General features: G+C 70.3%; 29 protein-coding genes. 22 read left to right on the top strand and 7 right to left on the bottom strand.

Annotated elements, in window-relative coordinates; genetic code table 11:
• Window position 1 precedes the first annotated feature (1 nt).
• From AC1ROY_RS00780 to AC1ROY_RS00825, 10 genes are all read left to right on the top strand, one after another.
• Window positions 2-1,144 carry an HlyD family secretion protein gene (locus tag AC1ROY_RS00780; protein WP_493146271.1) on the top strand — a complete coding sequence of 381 codons (1,143 nt, stop codon included), beginning with the start codon at window positions 2-4 and terminating at the stop codon, window positions 1,142-1,144.
• Window positions 1,145-1,167: 23 nt separating this feature from the next.
• Window positions 1,168-2,748 (top strand): DHA2 family efflux MFS transporter permease subunit, encoded by a 1,581-nt coding sequence (locus AC1ROY_RS00785; RefSeq protein ID WP_493146273.1) that lies wholly within the window; start codon window positions 1,168-1,170, stop codon window positions 2,746-2,748.
• A gap of 161 nt (window positions 2,749-2,909) precedes the next feature.
• Window positions 2,910-6,476: an autotransporter domain-containing protein gene (locus tag AC1ROY_RS00790; RefSeq protein WP_493146274.1), complete on the top strand. Its 3,567-nt coding sequence runs from the start codon at window positions 2,910-2,912 to the stop codon at window positions 6,474-6,476.
• 114 nt (window positions 6,477-6,590) lie between these two features.
• Complete coding sequence (locus AC1ROY_RS00795; protein WP_493146275.1) at window positions 6,591-7,760, top strand: DegT/DnrJ/EryC1/StrS family aminotransferase; 1,170 nt, start codon at window positions 6,591-6,593, stop codon at window positions 7,758-7,760.
• Window positions 7,761-7,835: 75 nt separating this feature from the next.
• Window positions 7,836-8,537 (top strand): DUF1194 domain-containing protein, encoded by a 702-nt coding sequence (locus AC1ROY_RS00800; RefSeq protein WP_493146278.1) that lies wholly within the window; start codon window positions 7,836-7,838, stop codon window positions 8,535-8,537.
• Window positions 8,538-8,695: 158 nt separating this feature from the next.
• On the top strand, window positions 8,696-9,490 hold the full coding sequence (locus tag AC1ROY_RS00805) for a hypothetical protein (RefSeq protein ID WP_493146279.1): 795 nt from the start codon (window positions 8,696-8,698) through the stop codon (window positions 9,488-9,490).
• 101 nt (window positions 9,491-9,591) lie between these two features.
• The gene (locus AC1ROY_RS00810; protein WP_493146281.1) at window positions 9,592-10,791 is read left to right on the top strand and encodes an FkbM family methyltransferase; all 1,200 of its coding nucleotides are present in this window, start codon (window positions 9,592-9,594) and stop codon (window positions 10,789-10,791) included.
• Window positions 10,788-11,849, top strand: coding sequence for a hypothetical protein (locus tag AC1ROY_RS00815; protein WP_493146283.1), 1,062 nt, complete (start codon window positions 10,788-10,790; stop codon window positions 11,847-11,849). Before AC1ROY_RS00810 ends, AC1ROY_RS00815 begins: the two co-directional genes overlap by 4 nt.
• Window positions 11,850-12,031: 182 nt before the next feature.
• Window positions 12,032-12,628, top strand: a complete 597-nt coding sequence (locus tag AC1ROY_RS00820) for a D-sedoheptulose 7-phosphate isomerase (protein WP_493146285.1) — start codon at window positions 12,032-12,034, stop codon at window positions 12,626-12,628.
• Window positions 12,628-13,323 carry a nucleotidyltransferase family protein gene (locus tag AC1ROY_RS00825; RefSeq protein ID WP_493146287.1) on the top strand — a complete coding sequence of 232 codons (696 nt, stop codon included), beginning with the start codon at window positions 12,628-12,630 and terminating at the stop codon, window positions 13,321-13,323. The genes AC1ROY_RS00820 and AC1ROY_RS00825 overlap by 1 nt, the downstream gene beginning before the upstream one ends.
• A gap of 171 nt (window positions 13,324-13,494) precedes the next feature.
• On the opposite strand, the gene AC1ROY_RS00830 is transcribed toward AC1ROY_RS00825, so the two are convergent.
• On the bottom strand, window positions 13,495-13,908 hold the full coding sequence (locus AC1ROY_RS00830) for a DUF3775 domain-containing protein (protein WP_493146288.1): 414 nt from the start codon (window positions 13,906-13,908) through the stop codon (window positions 13,495-13,497).
• A 158-nt stretch (window positions 13,909-14,066) separates the two neighbouring features.
• Entirely contained in the window at window positions 14,067-14,894 is an 828-nt protein-coding gene (locus AC1ROY_RS00835) for an aldo/keto reductase (protein WP_493146290.1), read from the bottom strand.
• Between the two features lie 147 nt (window positions 14,895-15,041).
• Here AC1ROY_RS00835 and AC1ROY_RS00840 point away from each other — a divergent pair, with 147 nt between their 5' ends.
• Window positions 15,042-15,686 (top strand): HNH endonuclease, encoded by a 645-nt coding sequence (locus AC1ROY_RS00840; RefSeq protein ID WP_493146291.1) that lies wholly within the window; start codon window positions 15,042-15,044, stop codon window positions 15,684-15,686.
• 25 nt (window positions 15,687-15,711) lie between these two features.
• Here AC1ROY_RS00840 and AC1ROY_RS00845 read toward each other — a convergent pair whose 3' ends face one another.
• The gene (locus AC1ROY_RS00845) at window positions 15,712-16,743 is read right to left on the bottom strand and encodes a WD40 repeat domain-containing protein (protein ID WP_493146293.1); all 1,032 of its coding nucleotides are present in this window, start codon (window positions 16,741-16,743) and stop codon (window positions 15,712-15,714) included.
• Window positions 16,743-17,714, bottom strand: coding sequence for a CobW family GTP-binding protein (locus tag AC1ROY_RS00850; protein ID WP_493146295.1), 972 nt, complete (start codon window positions 17,712-17,714; stop codon window positions 16,743-16,745). Before AC1ROY_RS00850 ends, AC1ROY_RS00845 begins: the two co-directional genes overlap by 1 nt.
• 107 nt (window positions 17,715-17,821) lie before the next feature.
• Between AC1ROY_RS00850 and AC1ROY_RS00855 the strand changes: the two genes are divergently transcribed.
• The gene (locus AC1ROY_RS00855) at window positions 17,822-18,100 is read left to right on the top strand and encodes a hypothetical protein (protein ID WP_493146297.1); all 279 of its coding nucleotides are present in this window, start codon (window positions 17,822-17,824) and stop codon (window positions 18,098-18,100) included.
• The gene (locus AC1ROY_RS00860) at window positions 18,088-18,300 is read left to right on the top strand and encodes a hypothetical protein (RefSeq protein WP_493146299.1); all 213 of its coding nucleotides are present in this window, start codon (window positions 18,088-18,090) and stop codon (window positions 18,298-18,300) included. Before AC1ROY_RS00855 ends, AC1ROY_RS00860 begins: the two co-directional genes overlap by 13 nt.
• On the opposite strand, the gene AC1ROY_RS00865 is transcribed toward AC1ROY_RS00860, so the two are convergent.
• Entirely contained in the window at window positions 18,301-18,693 is a 393-nt protein-coding gene (locus AC1ROY_RS00865) for a type II toxin-antitoxin system VapC family toxin (protein ID WP_493146301.1), read from the bottom strand.
• Entirely contained in the window at window positions 18,690-18,953 is a 264-nt protein-coding gene (locus AC1ROY_RS00870) for a type II toxin-antitoxin system Phd/YefM family antitoxin (protein WP_493146303.1), read from the bottom strand. Before AC1ROY_RS00870 ends, AC1ROY_RS00865 begins: the two co-directional genes overlap by 4 nt.
• Window positions 18,954-19,037: 84 nt before the next feature.
• Between AC1ROY_RS00870 and AC1ROY_RS00875 the strand changes: the two genes are divergently transcribed.
• On the top strand, window positions 19,038-19,226 hold the full coding sequence (locus AC1ROY_RS00875; protein ID WP_493146304.1) for a hypothetical protein: 189 nt from the start codon (window positions 19,038-19,040) through the stop codon (window positions 19,224-19,226).
• A gap of 4 nt (window positions 19,227-19,230) precedes the next feature.
• Here AC1ROY_RS00875 and aptA read toward each other — a convergent pair whose 3' ends face one another.
• On the bottom strand, window positions 19,231-20,553 hold the full coding sequence (aptA, locus tag AC1ROY_RS00880) for an omega-aminotransferase AptA (RefSeq protein ID WP_493146306.1): 1,323 nt from the start codon (window positions 20,551-20,553) through the stop codon (window positions 19,231-19,233).
• 134 nt (window positions 20,554-20,687) lie between these two features.
• On the opposite strand from aptA, the gene AC1ROY_RS00885 reads away from it, so the two are divergent.
• The 8 genes from AC1ROY_RS00885 to AC1ROY_RS00920 all read left to right on the top strand — a co-directional run bounded on the left by AC1ROY_RS00885 (window position 20,688) and on the right by AC1ROY_RS00920 (window position 26,892).
• On the top strand, window positions 20,688-22,121 hold the full coding sequence (locus AC1ROY_RS00885; RefSeq protein WP_493146308.1) for a lactate utilization protein B: 1,434 nt from the start codon (window positions 20,688-20,690) through the stop codon (window positions 22,119-22,121).
• Window positions 22,118-22,456: a YunG family protein gene (locus AC1ROY_RS00890; protein ID WP_493146310.1), complete on the top strand. Its 339-nt coding sequence runs from the start codon at window positions 22,118-22,120 to the stop codon at window positions 22,454-22,456. Before AC1ROY_RS00885 ends, AC1ROY_RS00890 begins: the two co-directional genes overlap by 4 nt.
• A complete protein-coding gene (locus AC1ROY_RS00895) occupies window positions 22,453-23,160 on the top strand; it encodes a LutC/YkgG family protein (protein ID WP_493146312.1) in 708 nt (235 codons plus the stop codon). Before AC1ROY_RS00890 ends, AC1ROY_RS00895 begins: the two co-directional genes overlap by 4 nt.
• On the top strand, window positions 23,157-23,681 hold the full coding sequence (locus AC1ROY_RS00900; protein WP_493146315.1) for a Smr/MutS family protein: 525 nt from the start codon (window positions 23,157-23,159) through the stop codon (window positions 23,679-23,681). Before AC1ROY_RS00895 ends, AC1ROY_RS00900 begins: the two co-directional genes overlap by 4 nt.
• A 139-nt stretch (window positions 23,682-23,820) precedes the next feature.
• Window positions 23,821-24,180 (top strand): helix-turn-helix domain-containing protein, encoded by a 360-nt coding sequence (locus tag AC1ROY_RS00905; RefSeq protein ID WP_493146317.1) that lies wholly within the window; start codon window positions 23,821-23,823, stop codon window positions 24,178-24,180.
• A gap of 95 nt (window positions 24,181-24,275) precedes the next feature.
• On the top strand, window positions 24,276-25,025 hold the full coding sequence (locus tag AC1ROY_RS00910; RefSeq protein ID WP_493146320.1) for an electron transfer flavoprotein subunit beta/FixA family protein: 750 nt from the start codon (window positions 24,276-24,278) through the stop codon (window positions 25,023-25,025).
• Window positions 25,025-25,963 carry an electron transfer flavoprotein subunit alpha/FixB family protein gene (locus AC1ROY_RS00915; protein WP_493146323.1) on the top strand — a complete coding sequence of 313 codons (939 nt, stop codon included), beginning with the start codon at window positions 25,025-25,027 and terminating at the stop codon, window positions 25,961-25,963. The genes AC1ROY_RS00910 and AC1ROY_RS00915 overlap by 1 nt, the downstream gene beginning before the upstream one ends.
• Window positions 25,963-26,892, top strand: a complete 930-nt coding sequence (locus tag AC1ROY_RS00920; protein WP_493146326.1) for a 3-hydroxybutyryl-CoA dehydrogenase — start codon at window positions 25,963-25,965, stop codon at window positions 26,890-26,892. The genes AC1ROY_RS00915 and AC1ROY_RS00920 overlap by 1 nt, the downstream gene beginning before the upstream one ends.
• The last annotated feature ends 37 nt before the right edge of the window (window positions 26,893-26,929 follow it).

Below are 26,929 nucleotides of genomic sequence, written 5' to 3' on the forward strand. Positions count from 1 at the left end.
GATGAACGCCCAGACCCCTCTCTCCGCCGATCCGGCCCTCCAATCCGTGACGGCCGGGAAGAAGCCTTCCCTCGCCCGGCGGCTGCGCCCCGTCCTGCTGCTGGCCGCGCTGGTCGGCGCCGGGCTGGGCGGCAACTGGTGGTTCCGCGTGGGCCGCCACATGGAAGCCACCGACAACGCCTATGTGCAGGGCGACATCGTCCTGCTCGGCGCCCGCATCGAGGGCGACATCGGCGCGATCCTGGTGACCGACAACCAGCGGGTGGAGGAGGGCCAGCCCCTCATCCAGCTGGAGGACCGCGACTGGCGCGCCCGCCGCGACGCCGCGGCCGCCGCGCTGACCCAGGCCGAGGCCGGCATCACCACCATCCGCGCGCAGATCGAGCAGCAGCGCGCCCAGATCACCGCCACCGAGGCGCAGATCGCCCAGGCCGAGGCCGAGCGCGTCCGCGCCACCGCCGATGCCGGGCGCTACGGCTCGCTGGCACAGTCGGGCTTCGGCAGCCGCGAGAACGCCGACCGCACGCTGGCCGACCGCCGCAAGGCCGAGGCCACGCTGGCCTCCGCCCAGGCCGCGACATCAGCGGCCCGCGCCGCCGTGCCGGTGCTGGAGGGCCAGCTCGCCACCGCCGAGGGCCGCCGCGCCGAGGCCGCGGCGCAGCTTGCGCTGGCCGAGAGCAACCTCGCCTATACCGTGATCCGCGCCCCCTTCGCCGGCATCGTCGGCAACCGCACGGCGCAGCTCGGCGCGCATGTGCGGCCGGGGCAGAACCTCATCGCCGTGGCGCCGCCGCCGGAGCGGCAATGGGTGACGGCGAACTTCAAGGAGACGCAGCTGCGCGGCATGCGCCCGGGCCAGCCCGTGACGCTCTCCGTCGACGCCGGCCACGAGCTGCATGGCCGCGTCGAGAGCCTCGCGCCCGCCACCGGCGCGCTGTTCAGCCTGCTGCCGCCGGAGAACGCCACCGGCAACTTCACCAAGATCGTGCAGCGCGTGCCGGTGCGCATCGCGCTCGACGCGGGCCAGGATGCGGCGCTGCTGCGGCCGGGCCTGTCCGTGGAGGCCAGGGTGGACCTGCGCCCCGATCCCGGCGCGCCGCGCAGCGTCTTCGGCGCCGCGGCCGCGACGCTCCACCTGCGCTGAACGTCTGACGGAGGGAGGGCGCCATGTCCGCGACCACGATCGGCGCCCTGCCCGCGCCCGCCACGCCGGCGGTCTCGCGCGAAAAATTCCTCGGCTTCATGGTGATGGTGCTGGGGATGTTCATGGCGATCCTGGACATCCAGATCGTCTCCGCCAGCATCGCCGACATCCAGGCCGGCCTCGCCGCCAGCCCGGACGAGGCCTCCTGGATCCAGACCTCGTACCTGATCGCGGAGATCGTCATGATCCCGCTCTCGGGCTTCCTGTCGCGGCTGCTCTCGACGCGGGTGTTGTTCACGGCATCGGCGGTGGGCTTCACCGTCTTCTCGCTGGCCTGCGCCATGGCGGATTCGCTGCCGCTGATGATCGCCTTCCGCGCCGCGCAGGGCTTTCTGGGCGGCGCGATGATCCCGACGGTCTTCGCGACGGCCTTCAGCCTCTTCCCCGGCAAGCAGCGCACGCGCATCTCGGTGCTGATCGGCCTGACCGCGACGCTGGCGCCGACCATCGGCCCGACGCTGGGCGGCGTCCTGACCGAGACCTTTTCCTGGCACTGGCTGTTCCTGATCAACGTGCCCGTCGGCATCCTCGTCGCTTCGGTGGTCTGGGCCACCATGCGGATCGACGAGGGCAATCCGAAGCTGCTGGCCTATTTCGACTGGTGGGGCCTGGCCTTCATGGCGGCCTTCCTCGGCAGCCTCGAATACGTGATGGAGGAAGGCCCGCGCTGGGAATGGCTCGAGGACGAGACCATCGCCGCCTTCGCCGTGGTGGCCGTGGTGTCGGGCGCGCTGTTCTTCGCCCGCGCCTTCACCCGGCAGGAGCCGATCGTGGACCTGCGCGCCTATGCCAACCGCAACTTCGCGGTGGGCAGCGTGCTGGCCTTCCTGCTGGGCATCGGGCTCTACGGCTCGGTCTACCTGATCCCGCTCTTCCTCGGGCGCGTGCGCGGCTTCAACAGCCTGCAGATCGGCGAGACCATGTTCGTCACCGGCCTCGCCATGTTCGCGGCCGCGCCCATCGTGGGGCAGATGGCGCAGCGGATGGACGTCCGCGTCGTGCTGGCGCTCGGCCTCGCCATCATGAGCTACGCGCTGTGGCTGACCTCGGACCTCACCACGCTGTCCGGCTTCAACGAGATGTGGCTGGCGCTCGGCCTGCGCGGCGTGGGGACCATGATGGTGATGGTGCCGGTGAACCAGATCGCGCTCGGCACCCTGCCGCCGGCGCGGCTGAAGAACGCCTCGGGGCTGTACAACCTGATGCGCAACCTCGGCGGCGCGGTGGGGCTCGCGCTCATCAACACCATGGTGACCGACCGCGGCGCGGCGCACCGGCTGCACATGGCCGAGCAGGTGAGCTCGGGCCGGATCGCCGCGACGCAGTGGTACGACAATCTCGTCACCGCGATGACGCCGCGGATGGGCGAGGCGCAGGCCCAGGGCGCGGCGCTGCGGCGGCTGGCGCAGATGGTGGAGCAGCAGGCGCTGGTGCTGGCCTACAACGACGTGCTGGTGGCGATGAGCCTGCTCTTCGCCGCGGCGATCCCGCTGGTGCTGCTGCTGCAGCGGCCGAAGCCGGGGGGTGGGGGCGGCGGGCATTGACGCCTGCGGGAAAGCATCCCGCGGCGCGCGCACAGCGCTGCGGGACCTATCCATGCCATTGAAAGCACCGAAAATCCCAGGGGAAACGCCCGCGCCGGTAGCGGGGCGTTAACACCCCGCGTGCCATTCCCTGCACACCAACAATCGAAGGTGTGCCTTCCGTGCTGCAAACTCCCGGTTCCTCCTTTCCGCGGCGTCGCCCCGGCCTGAGCGGCTCCACCGCGCTGGTCGGGATCGGCCTCATCCTCGGAGGGGCCGCACTGCTCGCCTCCACACCGGTCCAGCCGGCCTTCGCCGATGGCGGAGCCGGCGGGCGCAGCGGCGGCGCGGGCGGCGGCGACAGCGCCACCAGCCCGGGCGGCGATGGCGGAGGCTTCCCTTACCCGTCCAGCCAGATCCCCGGCGGCGGCGGCGGCGGCGCAGGCGTCACCGGCGGCAATGGCGGCGATGGCGGCGGAAGCCTCCATGGCAACGGCGGCACCGCGGGTGGCGGAACCGGCTCGGACGGCGCGGACTCGTCAACCTTCGGTGCGGGCGGTGGCGGCGGCGGCGCGCATGGCCTCGTGGACGCGGGGCTGCCCGCCAGTTCGGTGTGGGGCGGCTATGGCGGCTATGGCGGCAACAGCACCTCGATGGGCGGCGGGGGTGGCGGCGCTGGCGGCTGGGGCGCCGTGGTGACCGGCAGCGGAAGCCTCGGCACCCTGAGTTCCACCGTGACCGGCGGCAATGGCGGCGCCGGCGGGTCCGGCACCGGCACGGGCGCGGCGGGCGGAAGCGGCGGTCACGGCCTGGTCTTCACCGACACCACCGGCGTGACGGCCATCATCGGGGCCGCGGTGACGGGCGGCAACGGCGGGGCCGGCGGTATCGCCACCACGGCTGGGCCCGCCGGCGCGGGCGGCGAGGGCATCGTCGGCTCCGGCCTCGACCTGACGCTGAACGCGTCGGTCTCAGGCGGCCTCTCCGGCGGCGGGGCCCGGGCGAACGCCCTGAACTTCACCGGGGGGTCCAATGCCCTCACGCTCGGCGCGGGCTGGGGGCTGGTCGGCGACATCGCCGTCGCCGGCTCGCTCGCCATCGCGCCCGAGGTCGCGGGCTCGACGCTCGGCAACGTGATCGCGGGCAACGGCTCGCTCGGGAAGACCGGCTCGGGGACCCTGATCCTGACGGGGGCCAACACCTATGCGGGCGGCACCACGGTCAGCGCGGGCACGCTGCAGATCGGCAATGCCGGGACGACAGGGTCCATCGCCGGCAATGTGAGCCTTGGGAGCGGCACGTCGCTGGTCTTCAACCGGTCGAACACGCTGGTCTTCGGCGGTCTGATCAGCGGCCCAGGCTCGCTGGCGCAGTCGGGCACGGGCACGCTGGTGCTGACCGCCAACAACACCTATGGCGGCGGCACGACCATCGATGCGGGCCGGACGCTACAGGTCGGCAATGGCGGCAGCACCGGCGCCCTTGGTTCCGGCAACGTGGCGAACAACGGCCGGCTGGTCGTCGACAAGCCCACCAGCACCGCGCCATTGACCATCTCCGGCGTGATCAGCGGCTCCGGCGTGCTGGAGGCGGCGCCCAATGGCGGCATCATCCTCACAGGGGCGAACACCTACTCCGGCGGGACCGTCATCGGCGTCGGCGGCGGCATCCGGGTCGGCGACTCCAACACGACCGGCAATCTCGGCCCCGGCGCCGTGGCCAATGACGGGATCCTCGTCTTCGCCCGCACCGACAGCCACACCGTCGCCAATGCGATCGGCGGCTCGGGCGCGCTGTACCAGACGGCGAGCGGCACCACGATCCTGACCGGGGTCAACACCTATTCCGGAGGCACGACCATTCTGTCGGGGACGCTGCAGGTGGGCGACGGCGGGACCACCGGCTCGCTCGGCAGCGGCGGCGTGGCCAATTCCGGCACGCTCGTCTTCAACCGCTCCGACACGCTGACGCAGTCGGGCGTGATCTCGGGCGCGGGCGCCGTGACGCAGATCGGCACGGGCAATCTGATCCTGGGCGGCGCAAACACCTACACGGGCGCGACCACGGTGCATGCGGGCACGCTCTCGGTGAACGGCTCGATCGCCAGCTCATCGGGACTGACGGTGAATGCCGGCGGCACGGTGGGCGGCACGGGCACGCTGCCCGTCACGACCATCGCCTCGGGCGGCACGATCGCGCCGGGCAACTCGATCGGCACGCTGACGGTCAACGGCAACCTCACCTTGGCCGCGGGCGCCACGGCCGCCTTCGAGGTCGGCGCCGCCTCGGCCGACCGGCTGGACGTGACGGGCACGGCGAGCCTGCAGGGCACCATCCGCCTGATCCCGATCGGCGCCACCTTCAACGCGCCCTACACGCTGATCACGGCCGGCGGCATCACCGGCTCGCCCGCCGTCATGACCCAAGGCAGCTTCGGCGCGGGCGTCACCGCGGCACTCGACGTGAGCGCCAGCCGGGTGCGGCTCACCCTCGCCCCGGCCGCGCTGATCCCCACCCCCGAATCGGGCACCACCGTGACGACGGCCACGCCCTCCGGCGTCACGACCACGGCGACGGCGCCGGGCCTGGGCGGCTTCCTGCCCGCGAACCTGCGCGGCGCGGGCGGCGCGCTGGACGCGGCGCGCAACGCCGGCGGGAACCTGCAGCCCTTCTTCGGCGTGTACAACGCGCCGGCGAATCGCATCGGCAACGCCGTGAACCAGCTCTCGGGCGAGGTCTCCACCACCAGCACCGGCATGGGCGTGGTCGCGGGCCAGCAGTTCCTCTCCTCGATGCTGAACGTCTTCGGCCAGGGGCAGGGGTCGTCGATCGGCAGCCGCATCGCCTCCATCGGCTCAGCCGATGGCGACGATGCAACGCCGGCGCCGCGGCCGCGCCTTGCCATGTGGGGCCAGGCCATGGGCGCCTATTCCCGCGTGGCCGGCGAGAGCGGCGCGGGCTCGGCCACGCGCTCCGCGCAGGGCTACGGCTTCGCCATGGGCCTCGACATCGCGCTGGGCGCGGAGAGCCTCGCCGGCGTCTCGGCGGCGGCCGGCGAGACCCATGCCTCGCTCTCCGGCGGGCTCGGCAGCGCGCGCAGCTGGACGGGACAGCTCGGCGCCTATGGCCGGACCCGGATCGGCACTCCGCTCGGCGGCCTCACGCTGGAAGGCGCGGCGGCGCTGTCCCTCCTCGACGTGGAGAGCAAGCGCACGCAGGACTTCCTGGGGGGCGCGCAGCAGCGGGCGGATTATGACGCCCGGGTCTGGTCCTTCCGCGTCGAGGCGCGGCACGACGGCGTGGCGCGGGCCGGAATCCGGCTGCAGCCCTTCCTGGCCGTGCAGGCCCAGGTGACGGACAGCGACGGCTTCACGGAACGGAGCAGCGCGCCGGGCACGCCGACGGGCGTGCAGGTCGCGGCCTCCACCAACAGCACGGTGCGGACGGAGCTCGGCGGTCAGGCCGAGGGCACCCGGGTGGTGGCGGGCCGGCCGGTGCGCGGCTTCGCGCGGCTGGCCTGGGCGCATTACGTGATGCGCGAGCAGAGCTCGGCGACCAGCTTCATCGCCTTTCCCGGCAGCGGCTTCACCACGCAGGGCGCGCGGCCGGACACGGATTCGGCGCTGCTGGCGGTGGGGCTGGAGACGGAGGTCGCGCCGCGCTGGACGCTCGGCGCCCGGCTGGACAGCGAGCTCTCGAGCCGGGTGCGCGAGATCTCGGGCACGGTCCGGCTGCGCTATTCGTTCTGAGGGAAAGGCTGCCGATCCGGGAGGGCCATGCCTTCCCGGCCGGTAGTGATTCGTCACACAGGTTGAATCCGGCGGGGGTTGATCCATCCCGCGCTGCAGCGCACCAAGGCGCCCATGAACGACCAGACCCGTCCCATCGCGCTCTTCGACATGCAGGCCCAGCAGGCGCTGATCCGGCCCGAGCTGGACCGGCGCATCGCCCATGTCCTCTCCTCCGGCCGCTTCATCAACGGGCCCGAGGTCGCCGAGCTGGAGAAGCGGCTCGCCGATTTCGCCGGCTGCGGCCATGCCGTCGGCGTCTCTTCCGGCACGGACGCGCTGCAGATCGCCATGATGGCCGAGGGCATCGGCCGCGGCGATGCGGTCTTCCTCCCCGCCTTCACCTACACCGCCACAGCCGAGGTGCCGCTGGTGCTGGGCGCTACGCCGGTCTTCGTGGATGTGGACCCGGAGACCTTCAACATCGACCTCGCCGACCTCGAGCGCCGCATCGGGCTCGTGGTGAAGGAAGGCAAGCTGAAGCCCCGCGCCATCGTGGGCGTGGACCTCTTCGGCCTGCCCGCCGACTGGCCGGCGCTGAACGCCATCGCGCAGAAGCACGGGATGTTCACGCTGGACGACGCGGCCCAGGCCTTCGGCGCCTTCCTGCACGGCAAGTCGCTCGGCTGCCACGCGGATGCGACAACGCTCAGCTTCTATCCGACCAAGACGCTCGGCTGCTACGGCGACGGCGGCGCGCTGCTGACCCAGAGCGCCGAGCGCGCCGAGCTGTACCGGAGCCTCCGCACCCACGGCGAGGGCGGCGGCCGCTACGAGGTGCTGCGCACCGGCATGAACGGGCGCCTCGACACGCTCCAGGCCGCCATCCTGCTGTGCAAGATGGATCTTTTCGCGCAGGAGCTGAAGGATCGCGCCAAGGTCGCCTCCTGGTACGCGGCGCGGCTGACCGGGAAGGTCGCGCTGCAGCGCGCCTCCAGCGAGGCCCCCTCGAACGCATATCAGAGCGCCTGGGGCCTCTACACCATCCGCTGCACCGACGCCGACCAGCGCGCCCGCGTGCAGGCCTCGCTGAAGTCGGAGGGCATCCCCTTCGGCGTCTACTACCCCAAGCCGCTGCATCATCAGCCGGCCTACCGGGCCGCGCATGCCGCCGGCCTTGCTGCGGCGCCGGCGCTCACGGTCAGCGAGGCGCTCTGCCACCAGGTGATGTCGCTGCCCATGCACCCCTACCTCACCGAGGCCGAGGTGGACCGGGTCTGCGCGGCCGTCGTCCGCGAATTGTAGCTGCACCGCAACTAAAGATTGCATTGACTCCGTCATGAGCGGTTCCATGGCGACTCCCCCGTGGAGTTTCGCCGCATGCGTCGTCGCTCTCTCCTCGCTGCCTCCGCCGCCGCGCCCGCCCTCTGGACGGCGCGCCCCGCTCGGGCGGAGCCCGAGCCGGTGGATGTGCTGCTGGTCCTGGCGGTGGACGTCAGCCGCTCGATCGACGAGGACGAGGCGCGCCTCCAGCGCGAGGGCTACCGCAACGCAGTGAGCGATCCGCGCGTGGTCGAGGTGGTCCGCCGGGGCATGATCGGCGCCATCGGGCTGGCCTATGTCGAATGGGCCGGCTTCGAGTACCAGCGCCTTGTCCTGCCCTGGACGCGGATCGCCAACCAGGGCGACGCCGACGCCTGGTCCTCCGCCCTGGCCGAGGCGCCGCGCAATTCGCTCTCCTGGACCTCGATCTCCGGCGGCATCGACTTCGCCCGCCGGACGCTGGCCGAGGCGCCCTACGAGGCCACGCGCAAGGTCATCGACGTCTCGGGCGACGGCGTGAACAATTCCGGCCGTCCCGCCGAATCGGCGCGCGACGAGGCGGTGGCCGAGGGCATCGTCATCAACGGCCTGCCCATCGTGAACGACCGGCCGACCTTCGGCCGCATGCCCTCCATCCCGCTCGACCAGTACTTCCAGCAGAACGTCATCGGCGGCGACGGCGCCTTCATGATCGTGGCCGAGGATTTCGAGGCCTTCGGCACCGCGGTCCGCCGGAAGCTGATCCGCGAGATCGCATAGGGTGCGATCGGTTGGGGCGAAGCGCCGGAATCGTGAATCGCTCTCCTGTCCACACAGGGTGCGATGGGTTGGGGCGAAATCGCCGAAGCCGTGAGGCCCCGCTTATCCATAGAAATCCATGGATTGACGCCGGCGGCGCCAGCGCGGAAAACATCCGCATGGATCAGGCCCCTACTGTGACCGTGGATGCCGAGGACGTCGGCAACCCGGCGGAGACTCGGGAGGCGCAATTCCGCCTGCTCGGCCAGCACCGTACGCTGCGCGCAACCGGGCGGGAGACGTCCTGGCACTACCTCTCGCAGGGGCGGCAGGATCCGCGGATCGAGCGCCTCGCCCGGGTCGCGGCCGCGGCCTTCCCCGATGGCGGCACAGGCCGGGTGCTGGTCGACGCCCATGCGGGCAGCGGCCTCGCCGCCGTCGCGCTGGGCACGGCCCTGCCCTACCACGCCTGGCTCGTCGGCATCGAGCCGGAGGCCGAGGCGGCCGCCCTGCTGCGCCACAACCTCGCCGCCAACGGGCTGAACGAGACCCGCTTCGCCGAGGCCGCCCTGGGCGCCGAGGACGATGCGGAGCTCTCCCATCGCCGGCTCGACGGCCTGCTGGCCGAGCTGGATCTGGAGCGGCTGGACCTGCTGCGCCTCGCCGCGGAGGGCCACGAGACCGCCGCCATGCTGGGCGCCGCCGGCGCCATCCGCCGCGACCGGCCGATGGTCCTCGCCGAGTTCAACCTCTGGACGCTGATGACCGTCTCCCGCGAGAACCCGCTGGCGGTGCTGGAGGAATGGCACGCCGCCTTCCCCCATCTCGTCGGCTTCGACGACGAGGGCCTGCCACTGCCCTTCCCCACCACGGACGGGCTGCCCTGGCTGCTCCATGCCGTGCTGACCCGGCGCGGCGGGGTGGACGACGTGGTTCTGTGCCACGATCTCGGCTGGGTGGAGCGCTGGGCATGAGCGGACGGCCGGGCCGCGGCGCCGCCCGCCGCCTTGCCTGAGGTCCGTTTGCCTGACGCCCGTTTGCTTGACGTTCTGGCGGCCGCGCGGAAACTAGGCGCATGAACCCGCCCGCCGCTGCCGGGGACGCGGAGACCGTGCGCTGGGCCTATCGGCTGGTGCTGGGCCGCGAGCCCGAGAACCGCGCCGTGATCGAGGGCTGGAGCGCCCTGAATCCGCGGGACATCCTGACCTCCATGGCCGCCTCGCCCGAGGCGGAGGCCTATTGCGCGGCCGGCTTCCCGGCCAGGGGCACCTGGCTTCAGCAGCCGCTGTCCCGCGACGTCGCCGTGGCGGCGCACCGGCTCCTGCACGGCTCCGCGCCGTCGGAGCCGGAGGTGGCTTCCGCGCTCGAAGGGCACCAGAGCCTGGCCGGCTTCCGGGCGGGCTTCCTGAAGCGGCTCTACGGCGACGCGGCGATCGCCGAGCCGCAGACCGGGCCGCGCCGTTTCGACTTCCTCGGCCGGGAATTCACCCTGCAGGGCGAGCCTGGCGACGGCTACTGGGAGGCGCTGACGGCGGGCGGCCTCGATCCGGGCGCGGAGCGGCTGGCCCGCGTCGCCCGGGCGGCCTTCCCCGATGGCGGGGCCGGGCGCGTCCTGGTCGACGGGGGGGCCAATATCGGCCTGACCAGCCTCGCCTTGGCCGGCGGGGCGCCCGATCACGCCGTCCTGCTCTGCGCGGAGCCGGACCCGCGCTGCACGCGCCTGCTGCGGGTCAATCTCGCGGCGAACGGGCTCGACCGGGCGCGGGTCGTCGAGGTGGCGCTCGGCGCCGAGGACGGTATCGCGACGATGCGGCTCGCGGACGACAACCCCGCCGTCAACTACGTCGTGGGCGAGCGGAGCTACGCGCCCGAGGGCAGCGCCCGGCGGGCCGCGCTTCCCCTCCGGCGGCTCGACACGGTGCTCGCCGAGCAGGGGCTGGAGCGGATGGACCTGCTGAAGATCGACGTCGAGGGCTCCGAGAGCGCCGTCATGGCCGGCGCCGCCCAGGCGATCCGGCGCGACCGCCCGCTCGTCTTCGCCGAATTCAACATCTGGACCCAGATGGCCGTGGCCGCGCGCAATCCCCTGGAAGTGATCGAGGAATGGCATGCGGCCTTCCCGGCCCTCGTCGTCTTCGGCGAGGACGACCGGCCGTTTCCCGTGCAGGGCCGGGAAGCGCTGCTCTGGTGGCTCCACGGCGTGCTGACCGAGCGGCGCGGCGTGGACGACCTCGTGCTGTGCCATGATCTCGGCTGGCTGGAGCGATGGGCATGAGCGAAGCGCTGGAACCGGCGACGGTCCGCTGGGCCTATCGCTTCCTGCTGGGCCGCGACCCTGAGAGCGAGACGGTGCTCGACGCCTGGTGCGGCACGGGCAGCGTCGCGGGGCTGATGGATGGCATCCTGACCAGCCCGGAGATTGCCGGCCTCGCGCTCGCGGGCTTTCCGGAGCGCGGCACCTGGATCGAGAGCCAGGTGACGGACGAGGCGGCGAAGGCTGCGCTGACGCTGCGCGACGGCGCCTCCCCCGCCTCCGAGGCCGTGGAGGAACTGCGGCTGCGCTCGCCGAGCCTGCGCGTCCTGCGCCGGACCTTGCTGACCAGCCCCTCCATCGAGCACCGCCTGCCGCAGCCCGAGGGGCCGCGCAGCCGGGCCCTGCGGCTGCCGGGCGGCGAGGTGGTGCTGGCGGGCGACAGCCGCGAGCCGGAGCTCCTGGCCGCCCCCGGCTTCGCGCCGCGCTGGGCCGCGCTGCTGCGCGCGGCCTGGTCCGACATGGGCGAGGGACGCGTGATCGTCGAGGGCGGCGCGGGGATCGGCGTCGCCACGCTCGGGCTGGCCACCGGCGCACCGGCCCATGCGGCGCTGGTCGCGCACGAGGCCTCGCTGCGCAAGGCGGCCTCGCTGGCGGAGAACCTGGTGGGCAACGGGCTGACGCGGGCGGCCGCGCGCGCCGTCCCGCTCGGCGAGATCCCGGCGGTGCTGGCCCGCGAGGGGCTGGAGCGGCTCGACCTGCTGCGCCTCGGCGAGCCCGGCGCGGCGCGGCTGGCAGCCCAGATGGCGCCCTGGCTGCTGGAGCGCGGCACGCTCACGGTCATCAGCTTCGACCTCGGGGAGCTGGTCGTGGACCCGGAGGGGCCGCGCGCGCTGCTGGCCGCCTGCGTCGCGGCCTTCCCGCATGTCGTGGGCTTCGACGCGGCGCACGAGCCGCGGGTGCTGCTCGACGACGTCGCCATCGATGCCGCCCTGCGCCGCGCGCTGATGCGGGCGGACCGTCGGGACGAGCTCCTGCTGTGCGCGGATCTCGACTGGCTGGAGCGCTACCGGACTATTTAGTGCCCCCAGACCCAGGCGCGCGCCTGGCTTCGCCACGCCGCTGATGCTCCAAGCCGGCAGGCGGAGTGGGCGGAGAACCGGACGGGCGCGGCGGCCCGCGGTGGGATGCCGGCCCGAGGACCCCTGGCCTTTCGCGGGGAACGGGGCGATAGAGCCTCCGGATTTTGCGAAGGGTGCGCGGCATGGCCGAGAAGAGGACGATCCTGGGCGCGGTGCAGGCGACGGCCGCGCTGATGGGGCGCATGGCCGAGGACCAGGCCATGATCGATGCGGCGACGCAGGCCGCCGAGCTCTGCATCGCGGCGCTGCGCGGCGGCCGCAAGGTGATGATCTGCGGCAATGGCGGCAGCGCCGCCGACGCGCAGCACTGGGCCGGCGAGCTGGTCAGCCGCTTCTACTACGACCGGCCGGGCCTGCCGGCGATCGCGCTCACCACCGACAGCTCGATCCTCACGGCCATCGGCAACGACTACGGCTACGAGCGCGTCTTCTCGCGCCAGGTGGAGGCGCTGGGCGTGGAGGGCGACGTGCTCTTCGGCCTCACCACCTCGGGCCGCTCGCCGAACATCCTGGCGGCGATGAAGGCGGCGAAGGAGCGCGGGATCACCTGCGTGGGCTTCACCGGCAACGGGCCCGGCGCGGCGGTGCTGGCGGAGCAGTGCGACGTGACGGTGATGGTCCCCTCGCCCTCGACGCCCTCCATCCAGGAGGGGCACGAGGTGCTGGGCCATGCCATCTGCGCGATGATCGAGGAAGCAATCTTCCCGAAGAACGCCTGATGCTCCCCACGGAGGCCATCGTCCTGGCCGGCGGCTTCGGCACGCGGCTGCGCAGCGTGGTGAGCGACGTGCCCAAGCCGCTCGCACCCGTGGCCGGCCGGCCCTTCCTGGCCTGGCTGCTCGACGCGTTGGAGCGCGGCGGGCTGCGGCGCGTGGTGCTGGCGACAGGCTATCTCGGCGAGATGGTGGAGGCGGCGATCGGCGATCGGCATGGGGCGATGGAGATCGGTTATGTGCGCGAGGAGGCACCCCTCGGCACCGGCGGCTCGCTCTGGGCGGCGATGGCGGCGACATCGGGCGAGCGCGTCTTCGCGCTGAACGGCGACACCTGGCAGGCGGCGGACTATGCCGCGATGGCGCAGGCGGCGCCGGAGGCGGACCTCGTCTTCGCGGTGCGGCCGGTCGAGGACCGGGCGCGCTACGGCAGCGTGGTGCTGGAGGACCGGCGCCTCGTCGGGCTGCGCGAGAAGGGCGAGCACGGGCCGGGGCTGGTGAATTCCGGCATCTACCTGATCCGGCGGGAGCTTCTTTCGAAGCGGTCCATCGCGGGCGCCTTCTCCTTCGAGAAGGAGATCCTGGAGCGCCCGGAGGGGCTGGACATCCGCGGCTTCCAGGTGGACGGGCGCTTCATCGACATCGGCACGCCCGAGGATTTTTCGCGCGCGCAGAGCGCCCTGCCCGAGTGGAGCAGATAGCCCGAGTGGAGCAGATAGGCAGAAACGGAGCGCCTACGGAGATTTCGGCCGCGACTGCGGCCGGCGCCGCCAAATTGACCTAACGGCCGGGTGTTTCAGCCGCGCGGCGAAGCCAAGGCGACGGTTGGGGCAAGCAGCCCCAACCCACCCGGCGTTTGAGGGCGCAAAAAACTACCTGTCGATCTCTTCGATCGCCAAGCCGAAGGCGCCGACGCCCTCGGAGAGCAGGTCGCCCAGCCCTTCCAGACCGGCGAGGTAGGTGCTGGCGTCGCCCTTCACGTTGCGTTCGGTGGCGAGCTTCACCGCCTCCGCCCACTCCTCGGGCTCGTAGTCGCCGCGGCCGACCCAGGCGAGCGCGATCAGCGCCACCTGCTGCTCCTCGTTCAGCTCATCGATGTAATCGGTGAGCATCTCCTCGGAGATCTCGTCCTCTTCGTCGTCGTCGAGCGGCTCGTCGTCGTCGTCATCGCCGATCTCGGCCTCCTCGGCCTCCTGCACGGCATTGGCGAGGTCCACGACCGTGGCGACGACCTCCAGGCTGATGCCGAGATCGACCTCTTCGCCCTCATCATCCGGTTCCGCCATATCTTCGCCTTTCCTCGTCTCGGCAGGGGCCCACGGCACCTCGCGCAAACGCGGAATGCCGGGGGTCGTTGCGCGGCGCAAGACACCCGCGGCCGGATTTCTGCGTCCGGTCCAGCGGGCGGAGTTTGGTCCGGGACGGCGGGCCGCCGCAAGCCCGATCAGCTGTCCCAGGCGGGGGCGAAAGCCGGGTTCACGAAGCGCCTGTTCTTCGGCAGCGCGCCGATCGCCTCGAGATCCGCCTCGCTGAGCTTCAGCTTCGCCGCGGCGAGGTTCTCCGCCTGCCGCTCGACGCCGCGCGCCTTGGGAATCGCGGCCACCAGCTCCTTCGAGAGCAGCCAGGCCAGGGCCACCTGGCCTGGCGTCGCGCCGTGCTCCCCGGCGATCCGCTGGATGACCGGATGCGCCAGCACCTCGCCCTTGCCGACGGGCGTGTAGCTGGTCAGCACGATGCCCGCGGGCTGGGTGATGTCGAGCAGCTTCCGCTGGTCGAGCATCACATGCTGCTCGACCTGGTTGCAGGCGATGGGGGCGATGTCCAGCGCCAGCGCCTGCTTCAGCAGGGCGGACGGGAAGTTCGCGACGCCGACGGCGCGCGCCAGCCCCTCCTCGCGGATCCTCGCCATGGCGGTGAGGACGGAGGGCAGGTCCAGCTCGGGCGAGGGCCAGTGGATGAGCAGCAGGTTGACATAGGGCTGCTTCAGCCGGGTCAGGCATTGCTCGAAGGCGGCGCGGAAGGCCGGGCCCTTCGGCTTGTCCCACCAGACCTTGGTGGTGAGGAAGATCTCGCCGCGGGGGACGGAGGTGGCGGCCAGGGCGGCGCCCACGGCCTCCTCGTTGCCGTACATCTCCGCCGTGTCGATGTGGCGGTAGCCCATGTCGAGGGCGGTGCCGACCGCCTCCTCGCAATCGGCGCCCTTCATCGGCCAGGTGCCGAGGCCGAGGGCCGGCATGGCCAGGTGCTTGGTGGTGAGAATCGGAACAGTCATCCGTGGGCCGCTCTCTCGCTGTGTCGGGGGAAGAGCAGGCCGATACAAAGATTGGGTCAACTCCCTCGGGTCACGACTAGAGGATGATTTCAGATTTCATCCCTCGATGAACTGGCATGGGCGGCGCATGGCGCTTAACCTGCGGGAATGAAAGTCCCCCGCCTTAACCCCGGCTTTCCTTCTCTCGAAGACATGGAGAATGAGGCGCTGCCATGGGCGGCTAAGCAATCCTTCCACAATACCGATAGAATGAAGGAAATGCTCGCCCAGCGGTTCGCGCTGAGCTCTAAGCTATTGACCTTACAACTAAAGAATGGCGTGCAAGCGTTTTCGAATCACGTCGATTGGATGACAGCCAAGTGGACACGCGAGCGCATCCATCAGGGCAGCAATAAGCACTATACGCTAACCGAATATGGGCGCGACAGAGCGCGCGATACGGCACCGATGCCGTCTGATATCGGCACGCTGCGAGATATCGGCAATGATATCGTTGAACTGCACCGAGAAGGCATGACTGTCGAGCAGTTCATCTCACTTCGCGTGCGCGCAACGGGACTGGCCGAGCAGTTCTGCACGATGCGTGCGGCCGAAGGAAGGATGCAATGCGAGAGGTGCGGCCTCGATCCGCACGCATATGCTGAGCGAACAGGATTGCCGCCGCGCGCCTTTCTCGATGTACATCATAAAATTCCTCTCGCAGAGGGCGAACGACTCTCAAACGCGGATCAATTTGAACTGCTCTGCCCGAACTGCCATCGCTTCGTTCACGCGTTGATGCGTTGCAGATAAGGAAACAATTCCTTAACCTGCGACATTAACGGGCGGCTAGGTCCAACAATCCGCAGAATCCCTTCTCGGTGCCGAAGGCCAGCAGCGTGCCGTTGGCGTTCCAGGCGAGCGCGGAGATGCCGCCCTCGCCCGGCGGGGCGACCGGCAGGATGCGGCCGTTGTTGATGTCCGAGAGCAGGACCAGCCCGTCCTCGAAGCCCGCCGCCACCATCTCGTGCTGGGGGTGGCAGGCGACACGGGTGCACATCACGCCGTCGCCGCCGGCGAGCTCGGTCGGCGCCTTGCCCATGGGGCCGCCGCCGAAGAAGGGCCAGAGCACCACGGATTCGGCACCGCTCGTCGCCAGCCATTTTCCCTTCGAGGTGAAGGAGAGGCTGTGGGTCTTGGAGGGGTAGCCGGACATGCGCATGTGCTGGCCGTCAGCCAGGCGCCAGCCGTGCAGCGCCATCTCCTGCATCGCGGTGACGACATGCGTGCCGTCCGGATGAATGGCGATGGCGGCGTGGCTGCCCTTCCAGTCGAGCAGGCGCGGCTTGTCCTCCTTGGCGTTCACGAACCAGAGCGAGGCGCCGTTGTAGTGGCTTGCCGCGATGCGCTTTCCCTTGGCGTCGAAGGCGATGCCGCCGACGGTGGAGGGATGCGCCAGCGATTTCTGGACCTCGCCCTTCGTGTCGAGGACGTGCACGGCCTTGGAGACGGAGGCGGCGCGGATGCCGCTCTCATGGGCGGCGACATGCTCGATCCATTTGCTGCCGAACTTCTGGAGCTCGGTCGCCGTGCCATCGGGCGCGATGCGCATCACGCGGCCGTCGTCGCCGCCGGTGAGCGCGCCGTCCTTGCTGTCGGCGCAGAGCGAGAGGACGGCGCCCTTATGGGCCTCGACGACAGTCCATTCGTCCTGCTTCGCGGCGAGATTCACCACATGCACCGCCCCGTCGCCGAGGCCGATGTGCAGCGTGCGGCCCTCGCGCCCGAAGGCCATGCCGATCACCCAGGCGCCGAGCTGGCGGGAGAGGCCGCGCTCGGCCAGCAGGTATTCGATCGCAGTGTCCGACATCAGGCCTGGCAGCCCTCGAAGCCGCGGCGGAGCTGCGGACGGTTCAGGTCGCGGCCGATGAAGACGATCTTCGACTTGCGCGGATCGCCCTCCTTCCAGGGGCCGATATAGTCGCCGTCGGCGATCATGTGCACGGCCTGGAAGGCGAAGCGGCGGTCCTCGCCGGGATAGGCCAGGATGCCCTTGGTGCGCAGCAGGTCCTGCCCCTTGGCGGCCAGCAGGTCGGTCATCCAGGAGTTGAATTTCTCGGGGTCGATGGGCTTCGACACCTCGAAGGACACCGAGTTGATCTCGCTGTCGTGCTCGTGGTCGTCCTCGCCGGACAGGAAATCGGGCTCGCGGGCCAGGATGCGCTCGAGGTTGAAGGCGTCGCGGCCGATGACGCTGGCGATCGGCGCGTCGGAATTGGTGCTGCGGATCAGCTCGACGGTCGGGTTGATGGCGCGGATGCGGCGCTCGACCTCGACGGCCTCGGCCTCGCTGACCAGGTCCATCTTGTTGAGCAGGATGAGGTCGGCGAAGGCGATCTGCTCCTCGGCCTCCTTGGTGTCGTCCAGGCGGGCCAGCAGGTGCTTGGCGTCCACGACCGTGACGATCGCATCCAGCTTCGTCGCCTTCTTCACGTCCTCGTCGACGAAGAAGGTCTGGGCGACGGGGGCGGGATCGGCGAGGCCGGTGGTCTCGACGATGATGCCGTCGAACTTCTCCCGGCGCTTCATGAGGCCGGAGAGGATGCGGATCAGGTCCCCGCGCACGGTGCAGCAGATGCAGCCGTTGTTCATCTCGAAGACCTCCTCGTCGGCATCGACGACGAGATCGTTGTCCACGCCGAGCTCGCCGAACTCGTTGATCACGACGGCGAATTTCTTGCCGTGGTTCTCGGTGAGGATGCGGTTGAGCAGCGTGGTCTTGCCGGCGCCGAGATAGCCGGTAAGGACGGTGACGGGGACGGGCGCGGCGGTGTCGCTCATCTGAGGGGAACTCCGGGGAAAAGGCTTCGGCCGCAATATGGTATAGCGTTGCGAAAGGGCAAAGTGCCGCTTGGCCAGGGCTGCGGCGGGCGCATAGCCTGCGGGGCATGACCCTCCCGGACCTTCTCTGGCTCTGCACCGCGGCCTATGCGGCGCATGTGATCGAGGAGTTCGTCCTCGACTGGCGGGACTGGGCGCGCAACGTGCTGGGCTTGCCGGTGGAATGGCCGAGCTTCTACGTGGTGAACGCCGTCGTGGCCGTGCTGGGGGTGACGGCGGCGATGGTGGCGCCGAACCTGCCGGCGGTGGCGCTGGGCTTTCCGGCGCTGATGCTGATCAACGCGACCTTCTTCCACGTGCTGCCGGCTTCCACGTGCTGCCGGTGATCCGCTTCGGCGGGCGGTTCTCGCCGGGGGCGATCTCGGCGGTGCTGCTGTTCTACCCGCTGGCAATCGGCTGCTACGCGGTGGCGGAGGTGGGCTGGGGTGGGGTGGCGCTGTCGGGGGCGATCGGGGCGGCGCTGATGGCCTGGCCGGTCGTGCTGCTGAAGGTCAAGGACAAGCCGTATTTCCGGCAGGACCGCTGATCACCAGAGGGTGCGGACGCCGTAGGCGCGGAAGATGGCGTCGACGGTGATGACCGGCCAGCCGCGGCGGAGGGCGGCGGCGATCAGGAAGCGGTCCATCGGGTCCTTGTGGTGCTCGGGGAGCGTGGCGGCCAGGGCGGCGTCCTCCCAGTCGATCGGAAGAAGCTTGTAACCCTTCTCGCGCAGCCAGTCCGGGTACCGCGCTGCGTAGCCGGGCGGCGCCGGCAAAGGCAGCTTGCCGATCCCGACCTTCCGGAGGATTTCCCAAACCGCCACGCCAGCCACATGGATGGCGTCGGTGCCCATGATCTCCAGGACTTCGGTACTCATGGTCCGGGGGCTTGGCGCGTGGAACTCGACCAGGGCGCAGGCACCCGCGAGATAGGCGGTCAAACGTCCCAGCCTTCGGCCCGCAGCTCCTCGTCGGTGTTGAGCGGCGCGAAGATGGTAGCGTAGTCGCGCGAGAAATTTTCCCAACGGGGATCGCCAGCCAGCTCACCGCCCTTCCGTACCACCTTCTCAGGCGTCACGGGCACCAGCTTCGCCACGGGCTTGCCGTGGCGGGTGATGGTGATCTCGGCGCCCTTCTCGACCTGCGAGACCAAGGCAGAGAGATGCGCCTTGGCATCGGCCAGGGAGGTGGTGTCGGTCATGACCAGAATTTAGGTCAGAATTTGGCCAGATTCAACGATTGCCCGCGTCGCGGGTTGAAGGGGCTCAACCCAGAGGAGGCCGCCATGACCACCGGAAAGCCCAATCCCGGCAGCGCGAAGAAGGGCGACATCGACCTGCGCAGCACCGACGCCAACGGCAAGCAGGCCGACGAGGTGAAGTCCCATGCCCAGAAAGCCAGCGAGAAGCCGGCCGAAAAATCCCATCGCGCCGGCGAGGCCGCCGGCGCGATGAAGGATCAGACCGCCCGATAAGGGATCAGGCGGCTTCCTTGTGGATCGCATCCGCCAGCGTGGTGAAGATGCGGTCCACATGCGACTTCTCGATGATGAGCGGCGGGCTCAGCGCGATGATGTCGCCGGTCACGCGCACCAGCAGCCCGTCGTCGAAGCAGCGGCGGAAGACCTGCGTGGCGCGGTCGCCCGGCTTGCCCTCGCGGGACTTCAGCTCGATGCCCGCGATCAGGCCGTAGTTGCGGATGTCGATCACGTTCGGCGCGCTCTTCATGGAGTGCGACGCCTCTTCCCAATAGGGCTCGATCGACTTCACGCGGCCAGCGAGGTCCTCGCGGACATGGATGTCGATGGCCGCGATCGCCGCGGCAGCGGCCAGCGGATGGCCCGAATAGGTGTAGCCGTGGAAGAACTCGATGCCGGCCGCCGTGCCGTTCACGATGGTGTCGTAGATGTGGTCGTTGACCGCGACCGCGCCCATCGGCACCGCGGCGTTGGTCAGGCCCTTCGCCATGGTCATGATATCCGGCATCACGCCCAGGCGCTCGGCGCCGAAGGGGGTGCCGATGCGGCCGAAGCCGGTGATGACCTCGTCGTAGATCAGCAGGATGCCGTGCTTGGTGCAGAGCTCGCGCAGGCGCTCGAGATAGCCGACCGGCGGCACCAGCACGCCCGTCGAGCCCGCCACCGGCTCCACCATCACGGCGGCGATGGTATCGCCATGCAGGTTCACCAGCCGCTCCAGCTCGTTGGCGAGGTAGGCGCCCTTGGCCGGCTGGCCCTTGGAGAAGTCGTTCTCGCCCGGGAGGTGCGTGCTCGGCAGGTGGTCCACATAGGGGAGCATGGCGCCGAACTGCTTGCGGTTGCCGCCGATGCCGCCGACCGACATGCCGCCGAAGCCCACGCCGTGATAGCCGCGCTCGCGGCCCACGAGGCGGACGCGCTGCGCCTGGCCGCGGGCGCGCTGGTAGGCCAGGGCGATCTTGAGGGCCGTGTCGGCGCTCTCGGAGCCGGAATTGGTGAAGAAGACGCGGTCCAGCCCGTCCGGCGTCAGGTCGGCCACGCGGGCCGCGGCCTCGAAGGCCAGCGGGTGGCCGAGCTGGAAGGTCGGCGCGAAGTCGAGGATGGCGGCCTGCTTCTGGATCGCCTCGGTGATCTCGCGGCGGCCATGGCCGGCGTTGCTGCACCAGAGGCCGGCCGTGCCGTCCAGGATCTCGCGGCCCTCGGGGGTGTAGTAGAGCATGCCCTCGGCCCGCGCGAGCAGGCGCGGATGGCTCTTGAAGTACTTGTTGTCCGAGAAGGGCATGAAGTAGGCGTCCATGTTGTTCGGACGCGAGATCTCGTTCATCGGGCGGGGTCCTGATCGTGTCGGCCGGAGCTTAGACCCGCAAAGCCGGCCGGTCCAAGACCGCGCTTCCCCCTTTGCCCAGGGGAATGCCGGGTTACAATGGTCACAACCGCATCGTCAGGACATCCCGGCCCTTGCTCGCCACCTCGCCCCAGTTCAAGGAGAACGCCCGCCGGGCGATGGCCGATCCCGGCCTGCAGAAGGCGCTGACCACCGCCAAGGGAGCCTTCCTCCAGCGCCGCGCCGCCGCCGTGGCCCGCCTGCCGGAGTTCGAGCAGCTGCGCGACATCGGGCGGGACATCAAGAACCACGCCATCGCGAACCTCGACTTCTATCTCGAGACCTATGCCGCGAACGTCGAGCGCGCCGGCGGCAAGGTCCATTGGTGCAGCACGCCGGACGAGGCGCGGGCGGCGGTGCTGAAGATCTGCCAGGACGCCGGTGCGAGGACCGTCACCAAGGGCAAGTCCATGATCTCCGAGGAGCTCGGGATCAACGACCATCTGGAGCGGCACGGCATCGCGCCGATCGAGACCGATCTTGGCGAGTACATCATCCAGCTGCGCAAGGAGACGCCGTCGCACATCATTGCGCCGGCCTTCCACCTCAACGTCGAGGATTGGGAGGAGAGCTTTCGCGCGGCGCATACGGACCTGCCGAAGGACCGCGTCTTCCACGAGCGGCGCGACCTGCTGACCGAGGCGCGCGCACGCCTGCGCGGAAAATTCCTGGCGGCCGATGTCGGCATCACCGGCGCCAATTTCCTCATCGCCGAGACCGGCTCGTCGGTCATCGTCACCAACGAGGGCAATGGCGACCTGACGCAAACCCTGCCGCGCGTGCACATCGCGCTGGCCAGCATCGAGAAATGCGTGCCCACGCTGGAGGACGCGACCTCGCTGCTGCGGCTGCTGGCGCGCTCGGCGACGGGCCAGGATTTTTCGGTCTACACCACCTTCAGCACGGGCGTGCGGCGCGAGGGCGACCTCGATGGGCCGCAGGAATACCACGTCGTGCTGATCGACGGCGGCCGCTCCGACATGATCGGCACGGAGTTCCAGGACATGCTGCGCTGCATCCGCTGCGCCGCCTGCATGAACCACTGCCCGGTCTATGGCGTCACGGGCGGGCATGCCTATGGCTGGGTCTATCCGGGCCCGATGGGCGCGGTGCTGACGCCATCGCTGATCGGCGTGGACAAGGCCGGGCATCTGCCCAATGCCAGCACCTTCTGCGGCCGCTGCGAGAGCGTCTGCCCGGTGAAGATCCCGCTACCGAATCTCATGCGCCACTGGCGCGAGCGCGAGTTCGAGCGGCACCTGCGGCCGGGCGCGCTGCGGAAGAACCTCGACATCTGGGCCTGGTTCGCGAAGCGGCCGGGGATCTACCGGATGGCCACGCGCATGGCGATGGGAACGCTCGGCCTGCTCGGCCGCGGAAGGGGGGCCTTCAAGTCGCTGCCCTTCGCCGGCGGCTGGACCGAGGGGCGCGACCTCCCCGTCCCGCAGGGCGGCACCTTCATGGCGCAATACGCCAGGCGCCAGCGCGAGGAGGGCCGCCGGCGATGACGCCCGATGCCCTCGCCCGGATGCTGCCGGAGTGCTGGTCGCTGGCCAGCAGCAGCAAATGGCGCACGGAGAACCCGGCGGCGGGCCAATGCAGCGTGACGGCGATCCTCGTGCAGGAGCTGCTCGGCGGCGATATCCTCAAGACCCGCATCGGTGCCGACTGGCACTTCTATAATCTCCTCGACGGCCTTCGCCGAGATTTCACGGAAAGCCAGTTCGCCCTGCCCATCACCTATGACGACACGCCCAGCGACCGCGCGGACGCCCTGACCGACACCTCGCCCAAGCAATACGCAGCGCTGCGATCGCGCGTCCTGACGGGAATCCCCGCATGAGCAAGGAGGCCATCCTCGGCGCCATCCGGCGCGGGCTGCGGCGCGGCGAGCTGCCGGAGGACCAGAAGGCCATGCTGCGCGCCCGCATGGCCGCGCCGCCGCGCCACCTGATCCCGGCGCGATCGCGAGTCTCGCGGCCGGAGCAGATCGCGCTCTTCATCGCGAACGTCGAGAAAGAGTTCGGCAGCGTCGAGCGCGTCCCGGACCTCGCCGCCGTGCCCGCCGCCGTGGCCGACTACCTGGCGGCGCAGAACCAGCCACCCCGCTTCGCCATGGCGCCCAATCCCGAGCTGCAGGGCATCGACTGGTCCAGCCGCCCGATGCTGCAGTTCGAAGCGCGCAAGGGCCAGGCCGACGACGTGGTCAGCCTGCAGAGCGCCTTCGCGGCCGTGGCCGAGACCGGCACGCTGATGCTCCCCTCGGACGCGATCCGGCCGACCACGCTGAACCTGCTGCCGGATGTCGCGATGGTGCTGGTGCGTGCCTCGCGAGTCGTGGGCGCCTACGAGGAGGCCTGGGACCTGCTGCGGGCCGAGCGCAAGGATCCCCTCACCGGCGGCTTCATGCCGCGCAACGTCATGCTGGTGACGGGCCCTTCACGCAGCGCCGACATCGAGCAGACGCTCGAGTTGGGCGCGCATGGCCCGCGCATGCTGCATGTCCTCCTCGTGGATGACGACCCCGCCGCATCAGCCGGATCGTGAGGCGGCGCGGCCTCACGGCGGAGGACAAGGCCCTCTGGGCCGCGGTGGCGCGCAGCATCCGCCCCCTGCCCGGCCGCGAGATGCCGGAGGCGCCGCCCTCCGTCACCGTCACGCCCCCACCGCGCCCGGCCGATGCGCCGCCACCCGCCCCGGTCGCGAAGCGCCGCCTGCCGCCGCCCGAGATCGCCGTGGGCGACCAGCCCTCCGGCCTCGACGCGAAGCGCTGGCGCGACCTGCGCCGCGGCACCATGCGCCCCGAGCGCAAGCTGGACCTGCACGGCATGACCGCGGCCCGGGCCCATCTGGAGGTCGAGCGCTTTCTTCGATCCGCCCAGGCGGAGGGGCTGCGCGTGGTCTGCATCGTCACCGGCAAGGGCAGCAGCGCGGAGGGCGGCGTGCTCCGCCGGGAGCTGCCGCACTGGCTGAACGCGCCGGCCCTGCGGCCGATCATCCTGGGCGCCGCGCATCCCCACCGGTCCAATGCCGGCGCGGTGCACCTGCTGCTGCGCCGGCCGAGATGAGGGGAAAGGCCACCTCTTCCCGGAATCCGGCCGCACGGCGGCCGGCGCCGCCCACTCAACTCACCGGCTCGGTGCGCCCGTCGCGCGGCGAAGCCAAGCCGCCCGGAGGGCGGGGCCCGGCGTCTGAGGGCACAAAACAATGACACCCTTCGGCGAGAGGCTCAGGGCGCTGCGCGACCAGCATGGCATCTCCCTGACCGAGCTGGCGCATGCCCTGCATGTTTCGCCGGCCTATCTCTCGGCGCTGGAGCACGGCAAGCGCGGCCGCCCCTCGGCCGGGCTGATCCACCAGGTGAACGAGCATTTCGGGCTCATCTGGGACGATGGCGAGGAGCTGGTCCGCCTCGCCCGCCTCTCGCATCCGCGCGTCGTGGTGGACACCTCCGGCCTCAGCCCTCAGGCCACCGAGCTCGCCAACCGCCTCGCCCGCCGCATCCGGGACCTGCCGGAATCCCGGGTGGCGGAGCTCCTGGCGCTGCTCGAAACGCCCCCTGAATAGGCCTTTCGCCGCCCCGTGACTTGCCCTCCACCCGACCGATAGGTAGGGTCCGGGGCAGTTTTCACGGCAGTGCAGCAAAGAAGGCGCAACGGGCAATGAAGCTTCTCGTCCCGGTCAAGCGGGTGGTCGATTACAACGTCAAGGTCCGCGTGAAATCGGACGGGACAGGCGTCGAGACCGCCAACGTCAAGATGTCGATGAACCCCTTCGACGAGATCGCGGTCGAGGAGGCGGTGCGCCTCAAGGAGAAGGGTGTCGCCACCGAGATCATCGCCGTCTCCGCCGGCCCGGCCGCTGCGGCCGAGCAGATCCGCACCGCGCTCGCCATGGGCGCCGATCGCGGCATCCTGGTCGAGCATGACGGCGTGCTGGAGCCCATCGCCGTCGCCAAGCTGCTCAAGGCCCTGGTCGAGAAGGAATCGCCGGAGCTGGTGATCCTCGGCAAGCAGGCCATCGACGACGACATGAGCGCCACGGGCCAGATGCTCGCCGCCCTGCTCGGCTGGCCGCAGGCGACCTTCGCCAGCAAGATCGAGATCGCCGACGGCTTCGCCACCGTCACCCGCGAGGTCGATGGCGGCCTCGAGACGGTGAAGGTGAAGCTGCCGGCCGTGGTCAGCGCCGACCTGCGCCTCAACGAGCCGCGCTACGCCTCGCTGCCCAACATCATGAAGGCGCGCAAGAAGACCATCGACAATGTGAAGCCCGCCGATCTCGGCGTGGACGTCACGCCGCGGCTGACCGTGATCAAGGTCGAGGAGCCGGCGAAGCGGCAGGCTGGCGCGAAGGTCGGCTCCGTGCAGGAGCTGGTGGCCAAGCTGCGCAACGAAGCGAAGGTGATCTGATGACCGTCCTCCTCCTCGCCGATCACGACGGCGCGATCGTCTCGCAGCCGACCCGCAGCGCCATCGCCGCCGGCGCCAAGCTGGGTGAAGTCCATGTGCTGGTGCTGGGCGAGGGCGCGGCGGCCGCCGCCGCTTCCGCCGCGGCCGTGCCGGGTGTGACCAAGGTTCTCCTCGCCGAGGACGCCTCGCTCGCCAACCGCCTCGCGGAGCCGGTTTCGGCGCTGCTGGTGAGCCTCGCGCCGGGCTACACGCACCTGCTGGCCCCGGCCTCGGCCGCCGGCAAGAATGTGATGCCGCGCGTCGCCGCTTTCCTGGACGTGCAGCCGATCAGCGACATCTCGGGCGTGATCGACGCCGACACCTTCGTGCGTCCGATCTATGCCGGCAACGCGATGGCGACGGTGAAGAGCAGCGACGCCAAGAAGGTGCTGACCGTCCGCGCCGCAAGCTTCGATCCCGCGCCGGCCACCGGCGGCTCCGCGCCGATCGAGGCCGTGGCCGCCGCGACCGATCCCGGCACGTCGAGCTTCGTCGGCGCCGAGGTGAGTAAGAGCGAGCGGCCCGAGCTGACGGCGGCGAAGATCGTCGTCTCGGGCGGCCGCGCCATGGGCTCCGCCGAGAACTTTCATCTCATCGAGGCGGTCGCCGACAAGCTCGGTGCCGCGGTGGGCGCGTCCCGCGCGGCGGTCGATGCCGGCTACGCGCCCAACGACCATCAGGTCGGCCAGACCGGCAAGATCGTGGCCCCCGACCTCTACATCGCCGTCGGCATCTCGGGTGCCATCCAGCACCTGGCCGGCATGAAGGACAGCAAGGTCATCGTCGCCATCAACAAGGACGAGGAGGCGCCGATCTTCCAGGTGGCCGACTACGGGCTGGTGGGTGACCTCTTCAAGGTCCTCCCCGAGCTCGAGGCCGAGCTGGGCAAGCCCGCCTGATGTCCATCCACCTCGCCAGCCGCGCCGACATGCCGGACGCCCCGGTGGACGTTCCGGAGATCCGCAACATCGGCATCATCGGCGCCGGCCAGATGGGCAACGGCATCGCGCATGTCAGCGCGCTCGCCGGCCTGCCCGTGGCGATGGTGGACATCAGCAAGGACGCGCTCGACAAGGCGATGCAGACCATCGCCCGCAACATGGAGCGCCAGATCGGCCGCAAGCTGATCACGCCCGAGCAGCGCGACGAGGCGCTGGAGCGCATCACCACCAGCACCGACTACGGGCATTTCGGCGAGACCGACTTCGTCATCGAGGCGGCGACGGAGAAGGAGGCGATCAAGCGCGACATCTTCAAGGCGCTCTGCCCGCATCTGAAGCCGGAGGCGATGATCGCCTCCAACACGAGCTCGATCTCCATCACGCGGCTCGGCGCGACGACGGACCGGCCGGGGCGCTTCATCGGCATGCACTTCATGAACCCGGTGCCGGTCATGAAGCTGGTCGAGGTCATCCGCGGCATCGCCACGGACGAGCCGACCTACCGGGCCGTGGAGGCGCTGGCGCGCAAGCTCGGCAAGATGACGGCGACGGCGCAGGATTTTCCCGCCTTCATCGTGAACCGCATCCTGATCCCGATGATCAACGAGTCCGTCTATGCCCTCTACGAGGGCGTGGGCGACATCCGCAGCATCGACACGGCGATGAAGCTGGGCGCCAACCACCCGATGGGGCCGCTGGAGCTGGCGGATTTCATCGGGTTGGATACCTGCCTGTCGGTGATGCAGGTGCTGTATGACGGGCTGTCCGACAGCAAGTACCGGCCCTGCCCGCTGCTGGTGAAGTATGTCGAGGCCGGCTGGCACGGGCGTAAGACCGGCAAGGGGTTCTACGACTACAGCCAGGACCCGCCGGCGCCGACGCGGTAGGGTCGTTCATACGCGAACGCGTATATTCTGACTTTAT

The organism is Roseococcus sp. GW821-FHT12F05, assembly GCF_058806835.1.

Bases quoted from the DNA above. Each gene is read 5' to 3' on its own strand.
- AC1ROY_RS00780 (WP_493146271.1), top strand. From the start codon at position 2: ATGAACGCCCAGACCCCTCTCTCCGCCGATCCGGCCCTCCAATCCGTG.
- AC1ROY_RS00785 (WP_493146273.1), top strand. From the start codon at position 1,168: ATGTCCGCGACCACGATCGGCGCCCTGCCCGCGCCCGCCACGCCGGCG.
- AC1ROY_RS00795 (WP_493146275.1), top strand. From the start codon at position 6,591: ATGAACGACCAGACCCGTCCCATCGCGCTCTTCGACATGCAGGCCCAG.
- AC1ROY_RS00800 (WP_493146278.1), top strand. From the start codon at position 7,836: ATGCGTCGTCGCTCTCTCCTCGCTGCCTCCGCCGCCGCGCCCGCCCTC.
- AC1ROY_RS00805 (WP_493146279.1), top strand. From the start codon at position 8,696: ATGGATCAGGCCCCTACTGTGACCGTGGATGCCGAGGACGTCGGCAAC.
- AC1ROY_RS00810 (WP_493146281.1), top strand. From the start codon at position 9,592: ATGAACCCGCCCGCCGCTGCCGGGGACGCGGAGACCGTGCGCTGGGCC.
- AC1ROY_RS00815 (WP_493146283.1), top strand. From the start codon at position 10,788: ATGAGCGAAGCGCTGGAACCGGCGACGGTCCGCTGGGCCTATCGCTTC.
- AC1ROY_RS00820 (WP_493146285.1), top strand. From the start codon at position 12,032: ATGGCCGAGAAGAGGACGATCCTGGGCGCGGTGCAGGCGACGGCCGCG.
- AC1ROY_RS00825 (WP_493146287.1), top strand. From the start codon at position 12,628: ATGCTCCCCACGGAGGCCATCGTCCTGGCCGGCGGCTTCGGCACGCGG.
- AC1ROY_RS00830 (WP_493146288.1), bottom strand. From the start codon at position 13,908: ATGGCGGAACCGGATGATGAGGGCGAAGAGGTCGATCTCGGCATCAGC.
- AC1ROY_RS00835 (WP_493146290.1), bottom strand. From the start codon at position 14,894: ATGACTGTTCCGATTCTCACCACCAAGCACCTGGCCATGCCGGCCCTC.
- AC1ROY_RS00840 (WP_493146291.1), top strand. From the start codon at position 15,042: ATGAAAGTCCCCCGCCTTAACCCCGGCTTTCCTTCTCTCGAAGACATG.
- AC1ROY_RS00845 (WP_493146293.1), bottom strand. From the start codon at position 16,743: ATGTCGGACACTGCGATCGAATACCTGCTGGCCGAGCGCGGCCTCTCC.
- AC1ROY_RS00850 (WP_493146295.1), bottom strand. From the start codon at position 17,714: ATGAGCGACACCGCCGCGCCCGTCCCCGTCACCGTCCTTACCGGCTAT.
- AC1ROY_RS00855 (WP_493146297.1), top strand. From the start codon at position 17,822: ATGACCCTCCCGGACCTTCTCTGGCTCTGCACCGCGGCCTATGCGGCG.
- AC1ROY_RS00870 (WP_493146303.1), bottom strand. From the start codon at position 18,953: ATGACCGACACCACCTCCCTGGCCGATGCCAAGGCGCATCTCTCTGCC.
- AC1ROY_RS00875 (WP_493146304.1), top strand. From the start codon at position 19,038: ATGACCACCGGAAAGCCCAATCCCGGCAGCGCGAAGAAGGGCGACATC.
- aptA (WP_493146306.1), bottom strand. From the start codon at position 20,553: ATGAACGAGATCTCGCGTCCGAACAACATGGACGCCTACTTCATGCCC.
- AC1ROY_RS00890 (WP_493146310.1), top strand. From the start codon at position 22,118: ATGACGCCCGATGCCCTCGCCCGGATGCTGCCGGAGTGCTGGTCGCTG.
- AC1ROY_RS00895 (WP_493146312.1), top strand. From the start codon at position 22,453: ATGAGCAAGGAGGCCATCCTCGGCGCCATCCGGCGCGGGCTGCGGCGC.
- AC1ROY_RS00905 (WP_493146317.1), top strand. From the start codon at position 23,821: ATGACACCCTTCGGCGAGAGGCTCAGGGCGCTGCGCGACCAGCATGGC.
- AC1ROY_RS00910 (WP_493146320.1), top strand. From the start codon at position 24,276: ATGAAGCTTCTCGTCCCGGTCAAGCGGGTGGTCGATTACAACGTCAAG.
- AC1ROY_RS00915 (WP_493146323.1), top strand. From the start codon at position 25,025: ATGACCGTCCTCCTCCTCGCCGATCACGACGGCGCGATCGTCTCGCAG.
- AC1ROY_RS00920 (WP_493146326.1), top strand. From the start codon at position 25,963: ATGTCCATCCACCTCGCCAGCCGCGCCGACATGCCGGACGCCCCGGTG.